Origin of the sequence: Pseudomonas sp. 18058 (assembly GCF_902706155.1) — a bacterium.
Lineage (GTDB): Bacteria > Pseudomonadota > Gammaproteobacteria > Pseudomonadales > Pseudomonadaceae > Aquipseudomonas > Aquipseudomonas rustica.
The window spans coordinates 42,182-63,762 of sequence record NZ_CACSJY010000033.1 but is presented as its reverse complement, the minus strand read 5'-3'; the positions used below and the strand labels follow the sequence as shown (position 1 = coordinate 63,762).

16 protein-coding genes are annotated in these 21,581 nt (G+C 57.2%); 10 read left to right on the top strand and 6 right to left on the bottom strand.

All coding sequences use genetic code 11. The features are described from left to right. Positions 1-92 precede the first annotated feature (92 nt). Together GVL50_RS18440 and GVL50_RS18435 are read right to left on the bottom strand one after the other, a co-directional pair. Positions 93-1,271 carry a VWA domain-containing protein gene (locus GVL50_RS18440; protein ID WP_007911295.1) on the bottom strand — a complete coding sequence of 393 codons (1,179 nt, stop codon included), beginning with the start codon at positions 1,269-1,271 and terminating at the stop codon, positions 93-95. A gap of 12 nt (positions 1,272-1,283) precedes the next feature. Continuing rightward, on the bottom strand, positions 1,284-2,129 hold the full coding sequence (locus tag GVL50_RS18435; protein WP_038358424.1) for a MoxR family ATPase: 846 nt from the start codon (positions 2,127-2,129) through the stop codon (positions 1,284-1,286). A 301-nt stretch (positions 2,130-2,430) separates the two neighbouring features. Here GVL50_RS18435 and GVL50_RS18430 point away from each other — a divergent pair, with 301 nt between their 5' ends. Further along, positions 2,431-2,691 (top strand): DUF2442 domain-containing protein, encoded by a 261-nt coding sequence (locus GVL50_RS18430; RefSeq protein ID WP_172680085.1) that lies wholly within the window; start codon positions 2,431-2,433, stop codon positions 2,689-2,691. Between the two features lie 3 nt (positions 2,692-2,694). On the opposite strand, the gene GVL50_RS18425 is transcribed toward GVL50_RS18430, so the two are convergent. After that, positions 2,695-3,771 (bottom strand): DUF748 domain-containing protein, encoded by a 1,077-nt coding sequence (locus tag GVL50_RS18425; protein WP_008085924.1) that lies wholly within the window; start codon positions 3,769-3,771, stop codon positions 2,695-2,697. Positions 3,772-3,899: 128 nt separating this feature from the next. On the opposite strand from GVL50_RS18425, the gene cysK reads away from it, so the two are divergent. Then, complete coding sequence (gene cysK, locus GVL50_RS18420; RefSeq protein ID WP_159814663.1) at positions 3,900-4,874, top strand: cysteine synthase A; 975 nt, start codon at positions 3,900-3,902, stop codon at positions 4,872-4,874. Between the two features lie 183 nt (positions 4,875-5,057). Further along, complete coding sequence (locus GVL50_RS18415) at positions 5,058-5,996, top strand: aspartyl/asparaginyl beta-hydroxylase domain-containing protein (RefSeq protein WP_159814662.1); 939 nt, start codon at positions 5,058-5,060, stop codon at positions 5,994-5,996. A 255-nt stretch (positions 5,997-6,251) separates the two neighbouring features. On the opposite strand, the gene GVL50_RS18410 is transcribed toward GVL50_RS18415, so the two are convergent. Continuing rightward, positions 6,252-6,776: a hypothetical protein gene (locus GVL50_RS18410; protein WP_306109865.1), complete on the bottom strand. Its 525-nt coding sequence runs from the start codon at positions 6,774-6,776 to the stop codon at positions 6,252-6,254. Positions 6,777-7,245: 469 nt separating this feature from the next. Here GVL50_RS18410 and GVL50_RS18405 point away from each other — a divergent pair, with 469 nt between their 5' ends. Beyond that, positions 7,246-8,109 (top strand): DMT family transporter, encoded by an 864-nt coding sequence (locus GVL50_RS18405; protein WP_159814660.1) that lies wholly within the window; start codon positions 7,246-7,248, stop codon positions 8,107-8,109. A gap of 120 nt (positions 8,110-8,229) precedes the next feature. Here GVL50_RS18405 and GVL50_RS18400 read toward each other — a convergent pair whose 3' ends face one another. Next, complete coding sequence (locus tag GVL50_RS18400; protein ID WP_159814659.1) at positions 8,230-9,138, bottom strand: DMT family transporter; 909 nt, start codon at positions 9,136-9,138, stop codon at positions 8,230-8,232. Between the two features lie 220 nt (positions 9,139-9,358). Between GVL50_RS18400 and aceK the strand changes: the two genes are divergently transcribed. From aceK to GVL50_RS18370, 6 genes are all read left to right on the top strand, one after another. After that, complete coding sequence (aceK, locus tag GVL50_RS18395) at positions 9,359-11,080, top strand: bifunctional isocitrate dehydrogenase kinase/phosphatase (protein ID WP_159814658.1); 1,722 nt, start codon at positions 9,359-9,361, stop codon at positions 11,078-11,080. A gap of 155 nt (positions 11,081-11,235) precedes the next feature. Then, positions 11,236-13,530 (top strand): hypothetical protein, encoded by a 2,295-nt coding sequence (locus GVL50_RS18390; RefSeq protein ID WP_159814657.1) that lies wholly within the window; start codon positions 11,236-11,238, stop codon positions 13,528-13,530. Between the two features lie 113 nt (positions 13,531-13,643). Next, entirely contained in the window at positions 13,644-17,555 is a 3,912-nt protein-coding gene (gene hrpA / locus GVL50_RS18385; protein ID WP_159814656.1) for an ATP-dependent RNA helicase HrpA, read from the top strand. 391 nt (positions 17,556-17,946) lie between these two features. Continuing rightward, a complete protein-coding gene (locus tag GVL50_RS18380) occupies positions 17,947-19,068 on the top strand; it encodes a beta-ketoacyl-ACP synthase III (protein ID WP_141127922.1) in 1,122 nt (373 codons plus the stop codon). A gap of 105 nt (positions 19,069-19,173) precedes the next feature. After that, on the top strand, positions 19,174-19,788 hold the full coding sequence (locus tag GVL50_RS18375) for an RNA polymerase sigma factor (RefSeq protein WP_053118150.1): 615 nt from the start codon (positions 19,174-19,176) through the stop codon (positions 19,786-19,788). Next, on the top strand, positions 19,782-20,015 hold the full coding sequence (locus tag GVL50_RS18370; protein WP_159814655.1) for an anti-sigma factor: 234 nt from the start codon (positions 19,782-19,784) through the stop codon (positions 20,013-20,015). The genes GVL50_RS18375 and GVL50_RS18370 overlap by 7 nt, the downstream gene beginning before the upstream one ends. A gap of 149 nt (positions 20,016-20,164) precedes the next feature. Here GVL50_RS18370 and GVL50_RS18365 read toward each other — a convergent pair whose 3' ends face one another. Further along, on the bottom strand, positions 20,165-21,487 hold the full coding sequence (locus GVL50_RS18365) for a putative porin (protein ID WP_053118153.1): 1,323 nt from the start codon (positions 21,485-21,487) through the stop codon (positions 20,165-20,167). Positions 21,488-21,581 lie beyond the last annotated feature (94 nt).

Sequence of the window (21,581 nt, the reverse complement as noted above, 5' to 3'; positions counted from 1 at the left end):
AGCTTCGCGAGCAAGCCCGCTCCCACAATTGGAATGCATTTCAACTGTGGGAGCGGGCTTGCTCGCGAAGGGGCCATCACTGGCAACACAGATTATTTGGACAAAAACCGCATCCCTTCCTCAAGCCCACGCAGCGTCAACGGATACATCTGATCCTCAATCAAATCCCTGACGATATTGGTCGACGAGGTATACCCCCATGTATCTTTCGGGTACGGGTTAATCCAGATGAGCTTCTTGTACTTTTCCATAAACCGCTGCATCCACACATAACCCGGCTCTTCGTTCCAGTGCTCGACACTGCCGCCGGCCTGGGTGATTTCATAAGGCGCCATCGCCGCGTCGCCAATGAAGATCACCTTATAGTCGGCACCATACTTGTGCAGAAGATCCTGGGTAGAGGTGCGCTCGGAAGTGCGGCGCATGTTGTTCTTCCACACCGATTCGTAAACGAAGTTGTGGAAGTAGAAGTACTCCAGATGCTTGAACTCGGTCTTACAGGCCGAGAACAACTCCTCACAGATCTTCACGTGCGCGTCCATCGAACCGCCGATGTCGAACAGCAACAACAGCTTCACCGTATTGCGCCGCTCCGGGCGCATCTGAATGTTCAGCAGGCCCGCGTCTTTGGCGGTGTGATCGATGGTGCCGTCGATATCAAGTTCTTCCGCCGCGCCCTGGCGAGCGAACTTACGCAGACGACGCAGGGCAACCTTGATGTTGCGCGTGCCCAGCTCCACCGAGTCGTCGAGGTTCTTGTACTCGCGCTGATCCCAGACTTTTACCGCTTTGCCCTGACGCTTGCCGGCATCGCCCACCCGAATGCCTTCCGGGTTGAAGCCGCCGGAGCCAAACGGGCTGGTGCCGCCGGTGCCAATCCATTTGTTGCCGCCGGCGTGACGTTCCTTCTGTTCTTCCAGACGTTTCTTGAACTCTTCGATCAGTTTGTCGAGACCGCCGAGGGACTGGATTTGCGCGCGTTCCTCGTCGCTCAGCGAACGCTCGAATTCCTTGCGCAGCCAGTCTTCGGGTATCAGCGCCTGTAAGTGATCGTCGAGCTTTTCGAGGCCATTGAAGTAGGCGCCAAACGCACGGTCGAATTTGTCGAAATGGCGCTCGTCCTTCACCAGAATCGCCCGCGACAAGTAGTAGAACTCGTCCATGTCGGCGAAGGTCACGCGCTGCTTCAGCGCGTTGATCAGGTCGAGCAGCTCGCGCACCGACACCGGCACCTTGGCTGCACGCATTTCATTGAACAGGTTGAGCAACATGGCATCAGCCTCTTAGCGGGTGCCGCGACGGCTCATAAACGCCAGACGCTCAAGCAGTTGCACGTCCTGTTCGTTCTTCACCAAAGCACCGGCCAGCGGCGGAATCGCCTTGGTCGGATCGCGTTCGCGCAGCACCGCTTCGCCAATATTGTCGGCCATCAGCAGTTTCAGCCAGTCGACCAGCTCGGAAGTCGACGGCTTCTTCTTCAGGCCTGGCACTTTGCGCACATCGAAGAACACGTCCAGCGCTTCGCTGACCAGATCCTTCTTGATGTCCGGGTAGTGCACGTCGACGATTTTCTGCAGGGTCGGGCGATCCGGGAAAGCGATGTAGTGGAAGAAGCAGCGGCGCAGGAAAGCGTCCGGCAGCTCTTTCTCGTTGTTCGAAGTAATGATAATGATCGGGCGCTTCTTGGCCTTGATGGTCTCGTCGATCTCGTAAACGTAGAACTCCATCTTGTCGAGTTCTTGCAGCAGGTCGTTGGGGAACTCGATATCGGCCTTGTCGATCTCGTCGATCAGCAAAATGACCCGCTCTTCGGACTCGAAAGCCTCCCAGAGCTTGCCTTTCTTCAGGTAGTTGCGCACGTCGTGGACTTTTTCAGTGCCCAGCTGCGAGTCGCGCAGACGGCTGACCGCATCGTACTCGTACAAGCCCTGATGGGCCTTGGTGGTGGATTTGATGTGCCAGGTGATCAGCTTGGCATTGAACGATTCGGCCAGTTGCTCGGCGAGCATGGTCTTGCCGGTGCCCGGCTCGCCCTTGACCAGCAGCGGCCGCTCCAGGGTGATGGCGGCGTTGACCGCCAGCTTCAGGTCATCGGTGGCGACGTAGGCCTGGGTGCCTTCGAACTTCATCTGCTAATCCTCGAACGGTAACGCCGACCTGACGGGCAGGGCGGGGGCGAAATAATCGGATGCCCGACTATAACGCGCAGGCCGGTCGACTGTGAACGCAGACGGCTTATTCAGTCTCTGAATGGGGCGTCACATGTTGACTCAGTCTCGGCGCATGGCCAGTATTTTTACCCGGTTGATTCGGCGATAGCCTCTGAATACACCGCATGACTTGCGGCAAAAGGGCTTTCTGTGGCGAGGGAGCTTGCTCCCGCTGGGCTGCGAAGCAGCCCCATCCCGTTCACTCGGAGGCTTTTAATACATGTCGAGCATAAAAAGACCACGCTTGTCCGCTGCCGTAGCGCTTACAGACCGCCGACTCGCACTGACCTTTTGCGATAGCCGGCAAGTAACAGTCGATTTGAGTTGCGATATCCAAACATATCCAGGACTCGCCCCATTACTCGATCCGATAGTCTTTGCAACTGCTCGTCTGGCAGATAATGGCTGGACTGTTGAATGGTTGGCCGCAGATATCCAGATCGGCGCAGATACCTTTTATCGGGATGCATTTCGCCCGTAAATCCTAACCCGCATCCGGCTTGGGCCGTTCATACCGCGCATTGAATGCCTGAACAAAGCCATTACGCAAAATCTGCAAAAATGCTTCAAACGCGCTGATATTTTGCTGATGCACATTGCCGCTCAGCTCAACCTTGGTCGCAAACTGGTTTTTCGCCTGATTCTTCAGCACGGTTTCCGTGCCGCCGACCAGCGCTTCCCAGACGGAGCGGAAGATGCTTTTGTTCTTGTTTTCCACGTCCTGCTGCCAGTTGAACACTTCGACGTCACGCAGCAGGGGTTTGATGTAGCCGTTGACTTGCGCCTTTTTGGCTTTGGCCTCAATCACTACATCGCCGTGACCGGCATTGAAATCGAACTTGCCGTAGGCCGAAGCGAAGTCGTTCATGCTCTTGAGTTCGATATCTTTGGCGCGCAGGCGGAATTCGAAGTCTTCAAAATTGCTCAACGGATCGAAGGTGGCGGTGGTTTCCAGCGGTGCATGGCCGAGTAGCAAGGCTTTGCCTTCGAATCGGGCGTCGCGTTTGCCTTCCTTGTCGACCACGTTGGTCAGGTTGTAGATGCTCGCGTTGACGTCAGTGGCATTCATGTTCACCGGCGGTTTGGAGTTGAAGTTGCGGAAACTGATGCGACCGTCGTTGATCTGCACTTCGTCGAGGGTGATGGGCAACAACTTGCCCAACTGCTCACGCCAGTCGGTGCCTTGACCGGTTTGGGAATTCTGTTTGTTGGCGCCACCGTCGACGAAGTTGATTTCAGGTTTGAAGAACTTCACTTGAGCGACGACGGCATGGTCGTACCACAGCGAGTGCCAACTGACTGAAAGGTCGATCAACGGTGCGTTAACGAACGGCACCGGCACTTTGCCGTCGACTTTGACAATCTTCAGACCGTTGATTTTGTAGGCGCCGCGCCACCACGCCAGGTCAACATCGGTGATCTGACCACGGTAATCGCCCATGTTGGCGAGTTTGTCATTCAGGTAATCGCGCACCACGTAGGGCAGGGCGATGTGCAGCGCGATCAGCAGCACGACGATTCCCGCGAAAGTCCACAAGGGCCAGCTGTAGCGACGTTTCATGGTGACAATTCCCGAACGATGTAAAGCGATTGACTACTGCGTGTTGCAGACGTTCGCCTCGACTGGACTGTGATGGGCAACAGGCATACCTTGGAGCGCTGAATTCAATGCTGCATAAGGACCCAGCCATGAGCCGTATTTTTGCTGACAATGCCCATTCCATCGGCAACACGCCGCTGGTGCAGATCAACCGTATTGCGCCGCGTGGCGTGACCATTCTGGCCAAGATCGAGGGGCGCAACCCCGGTTATTCGGTGAAATGCCGGATCGGCGCCAACATGATCTGGGACGCCGAAAGCAGCGGCAAACTCAAGCCCGGCATGACCATCGTCGAGCCGACGTCGGGCAACACTGGCATAGGCCTGGCCTTCGTCGCCGCCGCTCGCGGTTACAAATTGATGCTGACCATGCCGGCCTCGATGAGCATCGAGCGCCGTAAGGTGCTCAAAGCATTGGGTGCTGAACTGGTGTTGACCGAACCGGCCAAGGGCATGAAAGGCGCGATCGAAAAAGCCGCTGAAATCGTGGCCAGTGATGCCGACAAATACTTCATGCCTGCGCAGTTCGATAACCCGGCCAACCCGGCCATTCATGAAAAAACCACCGGCCCGGAAATCTGGAACGACACCGACGGTGCTGTCGACGTATTGGTGGCCGGCGTCGGAACCGGCGGAACCATCACCGGTGTTTCGCGGTATATCAAGAATACCCAGGGCAAACCGATTCTCTCCGTGGCCGTGGAGCCGGTGTCCTCACCGGTGATCACGCAAGCGCTGGCCGGTGAAGAGATCAAGCCGAGCCCGCACAAGATTCAGGGGATCGGCGCCGGTTTTGTGCCGAAAAACCTCGATCTGTCGATGGTAGATCGGGTTGAGTTGGTGACTGACGAAGAATCGAAAGCCATGGCCCTGCGTTTGATGCAGGAAGAAGGAATCTTGTGCGGGATCTCCTGCGGTGCAGCGATGGCGGTTGCCGTGCGTCTGGCGGAGACCCCGGAAATGCAGGGCAAGACCATCGTCGTGATCCTGCCGGACTCGGGCGAGCGTTATCTGTCGAGCATGTTGTTCAGCGACCTGTTCACCGAGCAGGAGAATCAGCAGTAATCTGGATTGATTCAGGTCAGCCAAGGTTCAGGATCGTTATGTTAATAAGCGCTTTATTGCGCATTGCTTAACACTGAATCTTGGAATGCACGGGTTTTTCCCGACGCCGGTAGTGTTTATCATGGCCGGCTGCCATGCCGGGTAAATGGCATCGCAGCGTCGTTTTTTATCAAGGAGTTGTGGATGACCGTTTCGTTTGCCGCCAAGGCGTTTGTGCTGTTGCTGTTTCTCGGCAGCACGCTCTATGTGCATTTGCGCGGCAAGGCGCGTTTGCCGGTACTGCGTCAGTTCGTCAACCATTCGGCGCTGTTCGCTCCGTACAACGCCTTGATGTACATGTTCTCTGGCGTGCCGTCGAAGCCGTATCTGGATCGCAGCAAGTTTCCAGAGCTGGACGTGTTGCGCGACAACTGGGAAACCATCCGCGACGAAGCGATGCACCTGTTCGACGAGGGCTATATTCGCGCCGCCGAGAAGAACAACGATGCCGGTTTCGGTTCGTTCTTCAAGAAAGGCTGGAAGCGTTTCTACCTCAAGTGGTACAACAAACCGCTGCCTTCGGCCGAAACACTTTGCCCGAAAACCGTGGCGCTGGTCAGTGCGATTCCGAATGTAAAAGGCGCGATGTTTGCGTTGCTACCGGGCGGTAGTCACCTCAACCCGCACCGCGATCCATTTGCCGGCTCTCTGCGTTATCACCTCGGCTTGTCGACGCCTAACTCTGACGATTGCCGGATCTTCGTCGACGGCCAGGTTTACGCCTGGCGCGACGGTGAAGACGTGATGTTCGATGAGACCTACGTGCACTGGGTTAAAAACGAAACCGAGCAAACCCGCGTCATTCTGTTCTGCGACGTCGAACGTCCGCTGAAAAACCGCTTCATGACTCGCATTAACCGTTCGATCAGCGCCTGGCTCGGCCGCGCGACTGCGCCGCAGAACCTCGATGATGAACGCGTGGGAGGGATCAACCAGGCTTACGCGTGGAGCAAGAACTTCAGCGACAAATTCAGCGGCGTTGTGAAACAGTGGAAGCGCCGTAATCCCAAGGCCTACCGCGTGGCACGACCGGTATTGGCGGTGGTGGTGTTGACGTTGTTGGGGTATTGGTTGTTTGGCTGAGGCTGGGATTGAAATGAAAAAACCGCTCTTTGGGAGCGGTTTTTTATTGGGAAACTTACAGGCGACCTGCTGCGAGTACACTCGGCTCTTCTGTGTCAGTATCGGTTTCCAGTAATTTCAGAAGCCGGTATTGGCTTGCAGTCAGAAGCACCTTTCCAGATTTTCTGCTGCGGGGGAGCGATCCCTTTCTGGTGGGAGCCTTTTTTTCGGATTTACTCATGTTTCCACCACTATTGACCGTTATTTGAACAGTTTTCACGATACTCGGTTCTCCAGGTTTTTTACAAGGCGGCCCTGAGAATCGAAGTCAAAGCCGAGTTTTTGATACTGTGAAACCGCACCCTTCAGAGGCTCCTGGATTTCGAGAATATTGCTTCTAAGAAATTGGGCATATTGTTCGATTGCGATCAACGCCAATGCACCGACACGGTTTTTCAACGGGTGTTTTTCTCTAGGGCGTCCTTCCAGACGCACAATTCGTATTCTTTTCCTGCTGGCGTTTGGATTTGCAAAGCACAGTCCGCAAAGCTGCTCTTCGTGCCAGATCGCTATGTCGAGAGACAAGGGTTCCCGGGATTTCCATTCAACGACTTCACACCACGCGAAGTGCTGATCTTTCCAAAGTCGTGACGCTTCCACTGCTTGCCAATTGATCGGTTCGAAACGAACTTTTGATAAATCTGAGAGAGTCGATTCATTTTGCCCCGATTGAAGCTGTAAACGGGCGGTGACGAAAGTGGCCTGCTTTCTGGCTTCTGACCGATACAACTGATATCGCAAAGATGTCCGTTCCCTTGGCATGTGATTCCGTGCATTCCTTGTCCTCCATGGATGGGTGCTGCCATTGCAATTCAGCCTATGCGCCTCCAATCCACCTGTCGCTAGCGGCCATTCGCCCAAGTCATTGCAATCCATGTCACGCGCTGGTTATAGTCGGCGCTCGTGAGTCGCACGGCTCACTTCTCAACCCTTCAAAAAGATCAGCCCCAATGCCTGCATCCCTCATCAACGCGGTAGTCGATTCAGCGGTCAACGCTGGCGTCGTGCCGTGCGGGAATCAGCAGCCAAGGCAGATCAGTCATTACCCCCCACCTGTCAGTAGCACGCCGGTGTGCGCAGTCGTATCACCGCCGGGCGTTGGCGTTTCGGGCTGATCAGCGTTTTTGCTGCCCCCCGTGCCCGCCTGAAAAAACCTACTGAATTTCAGCCTCGGCTGAGTTGGCTATTTGCCTGACTACAGGTGGTATTCATGTTTGTCCTTTCGAAAAAATCCGCGCTCGCGGCGGCGTCCACGAGCCTGTTCGTTCTGCTGTGGAGCAGCGGGGCGATCTTCTCCAAATGGGGTTTGGCGCACGCGTCACCCTTTGCCTTTCTGCTGATACGTTTTGCGATTGCCTTGTGCGGGCTGGTACTTCTGACGCCGTTGCTCAAGTTGAAGTTGCCCGAGGGCGGCAAGCCGATCCTGTATGCGATTGCCACGGGCGTGGTGTTGTTGGGGGCTTATCAGATTTTCTATCTGCTGGCCCTGAACACCAAAGTCACACCCGGCGTGATGGCCACGATCATGGGTGTGCAGCCGATCCTCACCGTGGTGCTGATGGAACGGCAGCGCTCAGCGAGCCGCTTGTTCGGCCTGGCGCTGGGGCTGGCCGGGCTGATCATGGTGGTTTATCAGGGCATCGGTCTGGCCGGCATGTCCTGGGCGGGAATGCTCTTCGGTTTGCTGGCGCTCGCGAGCATGACGCTCGGTTCGATCATGCAGAAGCGCATCACCGAAAATCCCCTCGGCACGTTGCCGGTGCAGTACCTCGCCGGGCTGTTGCTGTGCGGGATTTTTGTGCCGTTCCAGCCGTTTCATTTTGAACACAGCGCAGGTTTTTTCCTGCCGGTGTTGTGGATGGGGCTGGTGGTGTCGGTGCTGGCGACGCTGTTGCTGTATCGGCTGATTGCGCAGGGCAATCTGGTGAACGTCACCAGCCTGTTTTATCTGGTGCCGGCAGTGACGGCGGTGATGGATTACCTGATTTTCGGTAATCAGCTGGCGCCGTTGAGCGTGTTGGGGATGTTGCTGATCATTGTTGGATTGGCTTTTGTGTTTCGTAAAACCAGTTAATCAATAAATAGGCGGTGACTGCGCGGCCGCCTTCGCGAGCAAGTCCGCTCCCACAAGGGATCGCATTCCAAATGTGGGAGCGGGCTTGCTCGCGAAGACTTATTCAGCAACGCCACAACATCAACGCGCTGACACCTCGACGGGCTTTACCACCGCAGGCTTCAGCACCAGCCACAACGCCGCCGCAATCAGCACGCCGCCATAAATGTGCGCCATCGACAGCGGCTCATCCAGCAGCAACGCCCCCCACAACACGCCAAACGGCGGAATCATGAAGGTCACGGTCATCGATTTCACCGGGCCGATCGAGCTGAGCAGTCGGAAATAAATGATGTACGCAAACGCCGTGCAACCCAGACCCAGACCGAGCAGCGACAGCCAGACATGCCAGCCGCCCCAACTCACGGGTGGCTGGGTCACCACGCTGTAGCCAAACAGCGGCAGCAGGAACAATGTCGCGCCGAGCATGCTGCCCAGTGCCGATAATCGACTGTCCAGTCCGCCAGCCTGATCCAGCCAGCGCCGCGCAAGAAACCCGGCAAAGCCATAACAAGTGGTCGCCAACAGGCAGGCGACGGCGCCCATCAACAATTCCAGATCGAATGCCACCGGCCCTGCGCGCGTCAGCACGCCAACCCCAAACAGTCCGAGGAAGACGCCGCTCAACTTGGCGACGGTCAATCTTTCACTGAAGAACAATCCGCCAATCAACACGCCCATCAACGGCGTGGTGGCGTTGAAAATCGCCGAGTAACCGGCCGGCAGCACTTGCGCGGCAACCGAGTACAGCGTCGCCGGAATCCCCGAGTTGATCACGCCGAGCAGCATCACGGTTTTCAGTTTGCCTTTGAAATCCCAGCTGATACGCATCAAACCGAGGATCACCAGCAGACCGACGGCAGCGATCGATACGCGAAAAAACGCGGTCGGAATCGTCCCGATCACGGGCGCAATCACGCGCATGAACAGGAAACTCGCGCCCCAGATGGCTGCCAGCGACAACATACGGAAAATATCGACAGGGCTCACGGCGGGGCTCCTTCCTTGATCGGGACGAGAGTGTTGCCGAGGCCCCGGATCATGGCAACCGCTAATCGGACATTTAATTTCCCGCAGCCGCTGCTTACACGCAGAAAACCGTACGCGGTAACAACCGGAACGGCATTTGGCCGAAATTGCACTTCACCTGTGCCCGCAACCGTGGCTAAGCTCAGGCACAGATTTCCAAACGTACGCCGAGGTCTCATTTATGCCGCAGCAATGGCCAGCCACCGACATCGCCCGCATGATCCTCGATGGCTTTGACGATTACCGCGAGCATTTCCGGCGGATCACTGACGGCGCGCGCGAGCGTTTCGAGCAAGCACGCTGGCAGGAGACGCAAACGGCGTCGGCAGCGCGGATCAACCTCTACGAGGAAAAGGTCGGCGAGACAATCGCCCGCCTGCGCGAGCATTTCGACGACGACACGCTGATGAACGTCAGCTGCTGGCCGCTGGTGAAAAGCGCCTATATCAGCGTTATCGACCTGCGCTTCGACGATGAACTGTCCGAGACCTGGTACAACTCGATTTTCTGCGGGCTGTTCAGCCATGACCTGATCAGCGATGGCTGCATGTTCATTCACACCACGCGCCCGAGCCTGCGCCGTGCCCGCGCCGCGCAAACCCGCACCTACAAACCGCAAGGGCAGCTGTCGGGCATGCTCGCGAGCATTTTTGCCGATTACCGTTTCAGCGAGGATTACGCCGATTTACCGGGTGACCTGCAGCGCCTCGAAGCGCAACTGCGTGAGAACCTGCCGGACTGGGTGTGCAAGGATCCGGAGCTTAGCGTCGAGCTATTTTCCTCGGTGCTGTACCGCAACAAGGGCGCGTACCTGGTCGGGCGCATCTACACCCGCGACGAACAATGGCCGCTGGTGATTCCGCTGCTGCACCGCGAAGGGCGCGGGATTCAGATCGATGCGTTGATCACTGACGAAGCCGACGTGTCGATCATCTTCTCCTTCACCCGTTCGTACTTCATGGTCGATGTGCCGGTGCCGGCGGAGTTTATTGGCTTCCTGCGGCGCATTTTGCCCGGCAAACACATCGCTGAGCTGTACACCTCGATCGGCTTTTACAAACACGGCAAATCCGAGTTTTATCGCGCGCTGATCAATCACCTGGCCAATACCGACGATCAATTCATCATGGCTCCCGGCGTGCGTGGCATGGTCATGAGCGTGTTCACCCTGCCGGGCTTCAACACCGTTTTCAAAATCATCAAAGACCGCTTTTCGCCCTCGAAAAACGTCGACCGTGCGACGGTGATCGAGAAGTACCGACTGGTGAAAAGCGTCGACCGGGTAGGGCGTATGGCCGATACCCAGGAATTCGCCGATTTCCGTTTTCCACTGACCAAGTTTGATCCAGCCTGCCTTGAGGAGTTGCTGGAAGTGGCAGCGTCGACGGTATCGGTTGAGGGCGACACCGTACTGATCCGCCACTGCTGGACCGAACGGCGGATGACCCCGCTCAACCTTTATCTGGAAAATGCCAACGACGCGCAAGTGCATGAGGCCCTGGACGATTACGGGCTGGCGATCAAACAACTGGCGGCGGCGAACATCTTTCCCGGCGACATGCTGTTGAAGAACTTTGGCGTCACCCGTCACGGGCGTGTGGTGTTTTATGACTATGACGAAATTTGCTTCCTGACTGAGGCCAACTTCCGACACATTCCCGCGCCGCGTACACCGGAAGACGAGATGGCTTCCGAACCGTGGTATTCGATCGGGCCACTGGATGTGTTTCCAGAAGAATTTCCGCCGTTCTTGTTTGCCGATTCAGGGCAGCGAAAGTTATTCGATCAGTTACACGGCGAGTTATATAACGCCGATTACTGGAAGAGTCTGCAGGAGGCCATTCGGGCAGGAAAAGTGATTGATGTCTTTCCCTATCGACGTAAAGGCCTCGATAACGAATGAATCTTAAGTCAGGTGCGGCTGTTTTTTATTGTTTGATGTGTTCTGTGTAGTGCGTGCTTACAGTTAGTGAGTAGCTCAGTACGCCTGGTTTGATTAGTTTGCGTAAATGCCTTCCATGGTGGAGGACTGTCACTAATTTAACTGGGCTAGCGTATATGAATGTTTCTGTGGGCGAACTGAGCCTGTATGGCAATGCTGAAAATCTGAAAAACTTTTTACAGATGTACCGAAAACATGGATTGCACAATGTGGAGACATCCAGTGAAGTACTTGGGCGCCTGCAGAGTGCGCGGATGCCGGTACATCCAGAATCATCCATTATTGAACATGAGGCGGTCGGCGCGGATCGTACCCTTAGCCTGGAAGCATTTATTCTTAGCCAGGGCTGGCTCGTTCCCCTGAACATTGAACAAGGTCAAAATCTGTATCAAGTTTTGATAACACCACTTCCACGCCTGACGGGAAATAACCATTACCTTAAGCTCATATCATGGAGTTTTGTACTGGACATAAACGATGCGCTCAGAAGCGAAATCGAAACGGCTGTACAAGACTGGATAAGTTCCAGGCCGGGCTCCGATGATACACGCGGCCTGTTAAAGCACTTGATTGAGACCCTCGGGGATACCGAATACGGCAACAGCGTTATTCAGCAGAAGATTGATCGGCTGCTAGCCGGGTTTGAAGCAGAACAGTTGGGCGTGTATTTGCAAACCCGGTTTCAAAACATTACTTTCGTCGAGAGCGCCAGTGAGTGGTGCATGGTCGCGATTCTGGTGAATATGCATGCTAATGGCTACATCGCCGACTATGAACTGTTGCAAAGCGACAATTGGGGTTTACCCGCTACAACGGTAATTCAAAACGTCGAAACATATTTGTTGGCGACCGGCCATTTTGAACCGCCCGTCGCTACCGTGGCAGCGTATCTGATGATTGCAGGGATTGCGCCGGCGCTGACGGTTTATGACCTGCCTGGCGATCTGGTCTTTGGTTCAACCGCATGGGCATTGTTCAATGCCACGGCTTTGCGTCTGGATCTACAGACACCGGGTATCTGTGCCGCAATGAGTTTTGGTCAGGTCATGTCGGTCTCGGTGTTGCGGCCGATTACCAACGAGCAAGCATTGATCGATCAGCAGGCATGGCGTTCCACCTTGATTCAATGGGGGGTGATGAATGGTGTCATCGGCATCAAGTCCGATGCGCAGTACGATGCGTATATCGAGCAGGTACGCGATATCTACAATCAACAGGTATGGGAGCAGGCTGAAAGCATTATCAGTTCAAGTGCGGTCATGCCCACTCGCAAAGCCTTGGCGGAATGGGAGTTGATTGGTCTTTTTGCTTCCGATACTTACGTGAACGAGCAGGAGCCAAGATACCGAGAGTCCCACGGTGCCAACGTAAAATTGTCGTTGGTCGAGATCTACATGAGGGGCTGGGTTCCCGGTAAAAAGATTACCTCGAATTTTGCCAATGACCCGTTGTCTGGTTACGCCGATCGACTGGACACTCTTCCTCGTATCGGAACACTGTTTAGTCAGGCATTTACGCCGTATGTCGAGAATCTGCGGGCCGGGTACATGACAATGGTGAAGTCCTTGTTGTCACAATTACCGCTCAAGGACAGGCGCTACCTGGAAACAGGAGAGATTACTGTTTATTCCCTGCAGTGCGGGTTTGCTCACTCAGCTTTTGAAAATTATGCGGCACGTGTCGCCCAGTTGACGTGGCGCCATGGCGTTCTATTGCGAGTTGCGGGAGGGTGGGGCGTTGAATATTACGAAATCATTCCGGGTGCTGGAATAATCAAGAAGAATTATGACCTCCCGGTAGAAATTGAAACGGGTTATGTGAGGCGGGGCGGCAGCATAGGGTCTTCCGATATAAACGGGTATTACGGGCGAGGTTATACATTCAACAGTAGTGATTATGTCTACACGCTGGCACACGCCGATGAGGGGCATGATTCAGGCCCCCGCTACGGGATTATTCTAGAGGAACTTGAGTTTGACCGCGCTGATGTTGTCGGGGCATGGACGCCAATCGATTCAACGGCTACAGGCGATTACACGTACTCGACTCGCACCACTCATTACATCGCTCAAATTGTCGCCCGACATTTGATTGGCCCAGAAGATGCTCTGAAAAAAACGGCATGGGGGCTGTCGCTACAAGACGAAATTGATGGCGAAGCCGACAAGTGGATCGGTTCCGCACTAGCGTTTATACCGTTCTATACCGCAATCAAAAACTTCATTGCTGGAAATATGGCGATGGGTTTGTTTTACGCTTCGCTGGATGTCTTCGGGTTCATGCTGAGCGGGACGGGCAATCGTCTTGTATCCGAACTGGTCAGGAGCGCAGCCGGCAAAGGCACGCTCAAAAGTCTGGCTGCTTTGGCACAGGCACCTAGCCTGAAAAGGCTTGAGCGAACTAGCGGCTGACGATCATCAGCGGCACAGCAAGACGGGCAGGGAAGTGGCCTCGCGAGCATTCCCTGCCCGATTTCTGCGACAATCGCGTCCTTGCATAACCAGACGACCGAATTGCGTACCCGATGACCGACGAATCGCCCTCCATCGACAAACTGCTGAAAAACCTCGACCACGCCATGCTCGCCGACCGTCACCGGCTGCGGCGGCAGTTGCTTGAGCTGCGCAAGAAACCTGATGAGGCCAAACTGGCCCAGTGGGTGGCGCGCATGCAGGCGTCCAGTGATCAGGTGCTGGCGCGCAAGGCCAGCCTGCCGGTGATTCGTTACGACGACAGTTTGCCGATCGCCGCCAAGCGCGACGAAATCAAAAAGGCGCTGGAAAAGCATCAGGTGCTGATCATCGCCGGCGAAACCGGTTCGGGTAAAACCACGCAATTACCGAAAATCTGTCTGGAGATCGGTCGCGGTCAGCACGGCTTGATCGGCCACACCCAGCCGCGCCGGATTGCAGCACGCAGTGTGGCCAGCCGGGTTGCCGAAGAGCTCGGCACGCCGCTCGGTTCCTTGGTCGGCTATCAGGTGCGCTTCGAAGATCAGAGCGATTCCAACACCCTGATCAAACTGATGACCGACGGCATCCTGCTCGCGGAAACCCAGAATGATCGCTACCTCGAACGCTACGACACGATCATCGTCGACGAAGCCCACGAGCGCAGCCTCAACATCGACTTCCTGCTCGGTTACCTGAAAACCCTGCTGCCGCGCCGCCCGGATCTGAAAGTCATCATCACCTCGGCGACCATCGATCTGGAGCGCTTCTCCAAGCATTTCGACGATGCACCGATTGTTGAAGTCTCCGGCCGTACCTTCCCGGTCGACACTTGGTATCGACCGCTGACGCTTGAGCAGGACGAAGAGGGCAACCGTGTCGAGGATGACCTGACGGTGGATCAGGCGATCCTCGCCACCCTCGATGAAATCGCCGCTTACGAACGCAGCGAACGCCGCAGTCCCGGCGATGTGCTGGTATTTCTGCCCGGCGAGCGCGAGATTCGTGACGCTGCCGATATGCTGCGCAAAGCCCAACTCAAACACACTGAAATTCTGCCGCTGTACGCTCGCCTGTCGCCGGCCGAGCAGCAGCGGATTTTCCAGTCGCACCCGGGCCGTCGCGTGGTGCTGGCGACCAACGTCGCCGAGACTTCGCTGACCGTACCGGGCATCCGTTACGTGATCGACAGCGGCACCGCGCGCATCAGCCGTTACAGCTACCGCGCCAAGGTGCAGCGCTTGCCGATCGAGGCGATTTCTCAGGCCAGCGCCAATCAGCGAAAAGGTCGTTGCGGCCGGGTCGAGCCGGGTATCTGCATTCGTTTGTACAGCGAAGAAGATTTCCTCGGGCGTCCGGAATTCACCGATCCGGAGATTTTGCGCACCAACCTCGCCGCGGTCATTTTGCAGATGCTGCATCTGCGCCTCGGCGAAATCACCGCGTTCCCGTTTATCGAGCCGCCGGACGGCAAGGCGATCAGCGACGGTTTCAACCTCCTGCAAGAACTCTCGGCGGTGGATCGCAACAGCCAGTTGACCCCGCTGGGTCGCCAATTGGCGCGTCTGCCGGTCGACCCGCGCATGGGTCGCATGCTGCTTGAAGCGGCCAAGCTCGGCAGCCTGCAGGAAGTACTGATCGTCGCCAGTGCCATGTCGATTCAGGATCCGCGCGAGCGTCCGCCGGAGCGTCAGCAAGCTGCAGATCAAGCCCACGCGCAGTGGAAAGGCATCGACTCGGATTTCGCCGGATTGGTGAATCTTTGGCGTGGCTTCGAAGAACAGCGCCAGGCCCTGACCGCGAGTCCGCTGCGCAACTGGTGCCGGAAGAATTTCCTCAACTACCTGCGTCTGCGCGAGTGGCGCGATTCCCATCGCCAGTTGAGCTTGATCTGCCGCGACATGCAGTTGAGCCTGAACAAAGAGCCGGCGGATTATCCGAAGCTGCACAAAGCCGTGCTGGTCGGTCTGCTCAGCCAGATCGGTCAGAAAACCGAGGACGGCGATTACCTCGGCGCGCGGCAGCGACGTTTCTGGATTCATCCGTCGTCGGGCATCGGCAAGAAGCGTCCGCAATGGTTGATGACCGCCGAACTGGTGGAAACCACCAAGCTTTACGCGCGCATGGTCGCCAAGATCGACGCTGACTGGATCGAACCGCTGGCCGGGCACCTGATCAAGAAAAACCACTTCGAACCGCACTGGGAAAAGAAGCGCGGCCAGGTCGTGGCGTTCGAGCAGATCACTCTGTTCGGGTTGATCGTGGTTGGTCGTCGCCCCGTGCATTACGGCCCGGTGGATCCAGTGGTTTCCCGCGAGCTGTTTATCCGCGAAGGTCTGGTGCGCGGCGAAATTCAGTCGAAAGCCAAGTGCCTGACCGCGAACAAACAACTGCTGGAACAACTCGACGAACTCGAAGCGAAGGCACGTCGCCGCGACATTCTTGCCGACGAAGAAACCCTCTACGCCTTCTACGACGCACGCTTGCCAGCGGAGATTCACCAGACCGCGACCTTCGACAGTTGGTATCGCGTCAACAGCCAGAAAGATCCGCAGCTGTTGATCATGCGCGAAGAAGACGTGCTGGCCCGCGAGGCCAGTGAAGTCACTGCGCTGCATTACCCGGACACGCTGCACATCGGCGATCTGGAACTGGCGCTGACCTATCACTTCGAACCGAATCACCCGCGCGACGGCGTGACCTTGCGTGTGCCGGCGCCGCTGTTGCCGATGCTGCCGCCGGAGCGTCTGGAGTGGCTGGTGCCGGGGCTGATCGAGGCCAAGTGCATCGCCCTCGTGCGCAACCTGCCGAAGGCGTTGCGCAAGAACTTCGTGCCGGTGCCGGACTTCATCAAGGCTGCGTTGCAACGCATGACCTTCGCCGAAGGTTCGTTGCCGCAAGCGCTGGGCCGTGAGCTGTTGCGCATGACCGGCGCGCGGGTCAGCGATGAAGCCTGGGCAGAAGCCGAGCAGGGCGTCGAAGGACATCTGCGGATGAATCTGGAAATCGTCGACGGCCAAGGCAAATTCCTCGGTGAAGGACGTGATCTGGCCGAGTTGACCGCGCGTTTTGCCGAGGCCAGTCAGGCCGCGTTGGCGGTGCCGCAGAGTGCGAAAAGTCAGCAACCGGTAGAGGCGAAAGTCTTCGCACCAGTCGCGGAAAAGACTCAACAGAAGATCGCCGGGCTGTCGATGACGGTGTATCCGGCGCTGGTGGAAGAGGGCGGCACGGTCAAGGAAGGGCGTTTCTCGACCCCGGCCGAGGCCGAATTCCAGCATCGTCGTGCGTTGCAGCGTTTGTTGATGCAGCAACTGGCCGAGCCGGCGAAGTTTCTGCGCAGCAAGTTGCCGGGGCAGACTGAGTTGGGCTTGCTCTATCGTGATTTGGGCCGGGTCGATGCGCTGGTCGAAGACATTCTGCTGGCCAGCCTCGACAGCTGCATTCTCGAAGGCGAAGACCCGTTGCCGCGTGACGGCGCCGGTCTGGCGGCGTTGGCGGAGCGCAAACGCGGCGGTTGGACCGAGCACGCTGAACGTGTGGCGCGGTTGACCCTGGAGATTCTCAAGCTGTGGCACGGTTTGCAGAAACGCTTCAAGGGCAAGATTGATCTGGCCCAGGCCGTGGCACTGAATGACATCAAGCAGCAGATTAGTAACCTGGTGTATCCGGGGTTCGTGCGCGAGACGCCGATGCAGTGGCTCAAAGAAATCCCGCGTTACCTGAAAGCGGTAGAGCAGCGTTTCGAGAAACTTGGCGCGCAAGTGCAGAAGGATCGCGTCTGGAGCGGCGAACTGGCCGGTCTCTGGGCGCAATATCAGGCTCGCGCCGCCAAGCATGCACAGGAAGGCAAACGCGATCCGCAACTTGAGCTGTACCGCTGGTGGCTGGAGGAATACCGGGTTTCCCTGTTCGCCCAGCAGTTGGGCACGAAAACCCCGATCTCCGACAAACGCCTGAGCAAACAGTGGAGCCAGGTAGAACCCTGATCTGGCGTAATCCCCCCGATCCCTTGTGGCGAGGGGATTCATCCCCGATCGGCTGCGAAGCAGTCGCCAAACCAACACACTCGGTAAGACTAATGAACCGAGGTGTCAGGTTTTGGGGCGGCTTCGCCACCCATCGGGGATAAATCCCCTCACCACAAGGGCTCACTCCTACATGGGGGAGCGGTGTTGTGCTTGAGAAAGGCGCCAAATCCCTGCGTTTATGGCAAACTTCGCGACCATAAACGCCGGTTTCGCGACCCAGAGCCTTCGGCCGTGTCGCGTGGCGGAATAAAACGATGCCAGGTTTGCGTCCCCCGGATGGGAATAGACCCTTTGTGTGTTGGTACGACGGTTCCAGCACTTTCTGCCTGAACAGATTAGAGAAACGACCATGCATAACGTCGTCATCAGCGGCACCGGCCTGTACACCCCGGCCAACAGCATCTCCAACGAAGAGCTGGTGCAGTCTTTCAATACTTACGTCGCGCAATTCAACGCCGACAACGCCGACGCGATCGCCAGCGGCGAAGTCCAGGCCCTGACCGAGTCCAGCGCAGCCTTCATCGAAAAAGCCTCGGGCATCAAAAGCCGCTTTGTCATGGACAAGGACGGCATTCTTGACCCGCAGCGCATGGCCCCGCGTCTGCCCGAGCGTTCCAACGACGAATGGTCGGTACTCTGCCAGATGGCCATCGGCGCGGCCGAACAGGCCCTGCAACGCGCCGGCAAAACCGCCGCTGACATCGACGGCGTGATCGTCGCCTGCTCCAACCTGCAACGCGCCTACCCGGCCATCGCCATCGAAGTCCAGGAAGCGCTGGGCATTCAAGGCTTCGGTTTCGACATGAACGTCGCTTGCTCCTCGGCGACCTTCGGCATTCAGGCCGCAGCCAACAGCGTGCAACTGGGCCAGGCCCGGGCGATCCTGATGGTCAACCCGGAAGTCTGCACCGGTCACCTGAACTTCCGTGACCGCGACAGCCACTTCATCTTCGGCGACGCCGCGACTGCGGTGATCATCGAGCGTGCTGACACCGCCACCTCCAAGCACCAGTTCGACGTGGTCAGCACCAAACTGCTGACCAAGTTCTCCAACAACATCCGCAACAATTTCGGCTTCCTTAACCGCGCAGCAGAAGAGGGCGTCGGTGCCCGCGACAAGCTGTTCGTGCAGGAAGGCCGCAAGGTGTTCAAGGATGTCTGCCCGATGGTTGCCGAGTTGATCGGTGAGCATCTGCAAGAGAACCAACTCAACGTCGGCGACGTGAAGCGCTTCTGGCTGCACCAGGCCAACCTGAGCATGAACCACCTGATCGTGCGCAAACTGCTCGGTCGCGAAGCCACCGAAGAAGAAGCCCCGGTGATTCTCGACACCTACGCCAACACCAGCTCGGCGGGTTCGGTCATCGCGTTCCACAAATATCAGGACGATCTCGCCGCCGGTTCGCTGGCCGTGCTGAGCTCGTTCGGTGCCGGTTACTCGATCGGCAGCGTGATCCTGCGTAAACGTTGATCGCGCCCAAGAGATCGTAGCCTTCGGCAGCTCCTGCACTGATCCTTGTAGGAGCTGCCGCAGGCTGCGATCTTTTGCTTTTGACCCTACGAAAAAGAGGCGCCAATGGCCGCAACGGACGACACCCAACTGCTTGAACGCCTGCTGGCCGGTGAGCAGAAGGCTTTCAAGGAACTCGTCAGCACCTATCAAAGCGCCATGCGCGCCGTGGCCTATGCCATCGTCGGTCAGCGTCACGTCGAAGAAGTGGTGCAGGATGCCTGGCTCTCCGTGGTTCGCCATATCGGCACCTTCGAAGGTCGCTCCAGCCTGAAAACCTGGCTGCTGACCATCACCGCCAACTCGGCCAAAAGCCGCTACAAGCAAAATCGCCGCGAAGTGCTGATGGATGACTTGCCGTCACCCCACGGCAGCATTGACGACGACCGCTTCTCCCCCGGTGACGGCCATTGGCTGATCGCCCCGTTCGCCTGGCACCAGGACACCCCCGAAGCACTACTCACCGAAGGTGAATTGCGCGACTGTCTTGAGCACACGCTGCTGAGTCTGTCGGAGCTGCAAAGCAGTGTTTTGCTGCTGCGCGAACGGCAGGGTCTGGAGCTGGAAGAGATCTGTAATCTTCTGGAGATCTCGCTCTCCAATGTCCGTGTGCTGCTGCATCGGGCGCGGCTGAAAGTCTTCGCCACGGTGGAGCATTTTGAGGAGACCGGCGAATGCTGACCTGTAAAGAACAAGTGGCGCGCTCCAGCGATTATCTCGATGGCCAGTTGAGCTTTCGCGAGAAGCTGATGGTGCGTCATCACCTGATGTTCTGCCCCAATTGCCGCCGCTTTATTCGGCAGATGCGCTTGATGCAGGCGACGTTGAAGGCAATGCCGGAAAAACCTGAAGAGGGCGTGGACGCCTTGGCCGAACGCCTCGCCGAACAACGCCGCAAAGACCTGTAGGAGCTGCCGAAGGCTGCGATCTTTTGACCTTGATAAACAAGATCAAAAGATCGCAGCCTTCGGCAGCTCCTACAAGGGAGTAGCACAGTGCGGGTGAAACGAACGGATGATGGGGATCGTCCCGCCCGCACCGGGCTAAATTGACGCGGTTAGAACTTGGCTTCGGCATCCAGTTGCAGGGTGTTGGTGTCCGCGTCACGCTGAGTTCGGCTGGCGAAGTCGGCCTTGGTCAGGAAGTACGTGGCACCGATGGCGAAGTTCTTGTCGATGTCGTAACCGACCTTGAACTTGTGGCCACGCGAGCCGGTGGTGCCGTTGGCGAAGTCGGAGTCGGTGAAGGCCCCCACCACGGCGTCGCGCTGCACATCACGGTAGTTGTAATCGAGGTTGAAACCGAAGACTTTCGACTTGGCGCCGATCAGCCAGGCGGTGTCTGCGTCGGTCACGGCGTCGTTGTTTTTCACGTACTGACCGTAGAACGACAGAGGCATAGCCAGACCGCCGATGTCGAGTTGGCTGAACCCTTCATACAGACGGAATTCGTTGTTCGCCGAGTTGCCGTTGACCGACAGCGCGCACGGTGTCGACGTGCCGGTGCAGCGGCTGTCTTCGTCGTTCTGGTAGGCGTAAACGCTGCCGCCGACGGTCAGTTTCAGGTTGTCGGTGATCGCCAGACGGCTACCCAACTGGCCGGCGGTCAGACGCAGGTCGTGACGGAACTGCACGCCTTCGCCATCGACGTTGTCCTTGAGGGTGTAGTTGCCCAGGCTGCCGAACAGTTCGGCGGTGCTGCCCAGTGGGTATTTGTAAGTAACGGCCAGACCTTCCGGGTTGATGTCGCCATCCCAGATCACGTCGCCCATGCTCACCCACGGTTGCAGCATCTTGCCGCCGATCACGTGCAGGTTCTTGATCTGATCGGGGTGGTAATCGATGTAGCCCAGGTCGAGCCAGATCTGCTTCTTGTCGAAATAGTTGTCCAGATCCTGGTTGGTCGAACGAGCGTCATCGCCGCCGCCAGTGGCGATGCGGATGCCGGTGTCGACTTGCGGGTTGATCTCGGTGTAGGCGCCGAGGCGGGCACGGATACGCTGGCGATCCTTGTCGCGACCGCCGTTGTTGGATTCGCCGTCGATCTTGACGGTCTCCTGACGGATGCGCACGTCGCCCTTGAATTGAGTCTTCGCTGCCCACGCCAGTTTCTGATCGAAAGCGCTTTGCTCGTTGGTCTTCTTCGCGACAGCCGCGACTTGTTCATTGGTCTCTTGCTGCGCCTGCTGCGCGATTTGCTGAGCCTTTTGATCCTTGGCCAGTTCGGTTTGCAGTTCGATGTACTGCGCCTGGGAAATCGAGCCGTTGGCTTTAAGCATGTCGAGCAGTTTGGCGTCGACTGCGGCGCTGGCCGGAACACTCATGGCCAGCAACAGGCCGCCACACAGGGCCGCCGCAGTTTTCGTGGAAGCAAGACGCATAGCAATCTCCGAAGATGAAAGGGGATGGCTGAACCATCCTGGACACAACCGACGGTTGAAGGTCGGAAAACAGTGGCCGGGCTATAACCCGACG

What these genes read in the sequence shown, in the direction of transcription:
- GVL50_RS18380 (WP_141127922.1), top strand. Translation starts at nt 17,947, where the DNA reads ATGCATAACGTCGTCATCAGCGGCACCGGCCTGTACACCCCGGCCAAC.
- cysK (WP_159814663.1), top strand. Translation starts at nt 3,900, where the DNA reads ATGAGCCGTATTTTTGCTGACAATGCCCATTCCATCGGCAACACGCCG.
- GVL50_RS18430 (WP_172680085.1), top strand. Translation starts at nt 2,431, where the DNA reads ATGTCGAGCATAAAAAGACCACGCTTGTCCGCTGCCGTAGCGCTTACA.
- GVL50_RS18375 (WP_053118150.1), top strand. Translation starts at nt 19,174, where the DNA reads ATGGCCGCAACGGACGACACCCAACTGCTTGAACGCCTGCTGGCCGGT.
- GVL50_RS18440 (WP_007911295.1), bottom strand. Translation starts at nt 1,271, where the DNA reads ATGTTGCTCAACCTGTTCAATGAAATGCGTGCAGCCAAGGTGCCGGTG.
- hrpA (WP_159814656.1), top strand. Translation starts at nt 13,644, where the DNA reads ATGACCGACGAATCGCCCTCCATCGACAAACTGCTGAAAAACCTCGAC.
- GVL50_RS18435 (WP_038358424.1), bottom strand. Translation starts at nt 2,129, where the DNA reads ATGAAGTTCGAAGGCACCCAGGCCTACGTCGCCACCGATGACCTGAAG.
- aceK (WP_159814658.1), top strand. Translation starts at nt 9,359, where the DNA reads ATGCCGCAGCAATGGCCAGCCACCGACATCGCCCGCATGATCCTCGAT.
- GVL50_RS18425 (WP_008085924.1), bottom strand. Translation starts at nt 3,771, where the DNA reads ATGAAACGTCGCTACAGCTGGCCCTTGTGGACTTTCGCGGGAATCGTC.
- GVL50_RS18415 (WP_159814662.1), top strand. Translation starts at nt 5,058, where the DNA reads ATGACCGTTTCGTTTGCCGCCAAGGCGTTTGTGCTGTTGCTGTTTCTC.
- GVL50_RS18370 (WP_159814655.1), top strand. Translation starts at nt 19,782, where the DNA reads ATGCTGACCTGTAAAGAACAAGTGGCGCGCTCCAGCGATTATCTCGAT.
- GVL50_RS18365 (WP_053118153.1), bottom strand. Translation starts at nt 21,487, where the DNA reads ATGCGTCTTGCTTCCACGAAAACTGCGGCGGCCCTGTGTGGCGGCCTG.
- GVL50_RS18405 (WP_159814660.1), top strand. Translation starts at nt 7,246, where the DNA reads ATGTTTGTCCTTTCGAAAAAATCCGCGCTCGCGGCGGCGTCCACGAGC.
- GVL50_RS18390 (WP_159814657.1), top strand. Translation starts at nt 11,236, where the DNA reads ATGAATGTTTCTGTGGGCGAACTGAGCCTGTATGGCAATGCTGAAAAT.